Source organism: Falsiroseomonas oryziterrae (assembly GCF_021864505.1).
In the GTDB taxonomy this organism is placed as follows: domain Bacteria; phylum Pseudomonadota; class Alphaproteobacteria; order Acetobacterales; family Acetobacteraceae; genus Falsiroseomonas; species Falsiroseomonas oryziterrae.
On the sequence record NZ_JAKJIB010000702.1, the window covers coordinates 1 to 591 of the forward strand.

Consider the following 591-nt stretch of genomic DNA (forward strand, 5'->3'; position numbering starts at 1 on the left):
CACCAGCAGCAGCGCGGCCTCGCGATAGGGCTGGGCGAGGGAAGCGGGCGTGATCCCCATGCCGACGCTGAGTCCGCTGAGCGGCGAGCGCGCATGCAGCACGACGACGGGCAGGCCGGCGACGTTGCGTCCCTCCCAGCGCCCTTCGGGCGCGCCGAGCAGCGCAGCCCGCGCCGGGCCGGGCATCGGCTGCCCGACGAAGCGCTCCGGCTCGTGCCCCCTGGCGACGATGCGGCCGGTCTCGTCGGCGACCGCCGGGAAGCGCGTTTCGTCGAAGGGCGCGCCATCCGCGGTGAGCAGCAGCGGCTGCAGCCGCGCGGCGGGGAGGGCGAGCACGAGCAGCCCCGCGGCTGCCGGCTCGGCGAGCAGCAGCGCATGGCCGCCCGAGGCCGGATCCTCGACCAGCGGCGAGACCAGCCGGCCCGAGGTGGCGAGCGCCAGGGCGGCTTCGCGTGCAGCGGCGGGCATGCCGGGCGGCGGTCGCGTGTCCGCCAGCAGCCGCCCTTCGGCGTCGAGCAGGCTGGTATGCAGGCCGGTCGCGGCCCTAAGGGCAGCGGCCGCATCCGGCCCGCCGGCGGCGCGGCGCAGCTG

The 591-nt window shown here is 78.0% G+C and carries 1 protein-coding gene; it reads right to left on the minus strand.

Features of this window, described 5'->3' with window-relative positions; genetic code table 11:
• Positions 1 to 591: hypothetical protein (locus L2I40_RS24215; RefSeq protein ID WP_237217876.1), on the minus strand; the 591-nt coding region annotated here is incomplete at both ends.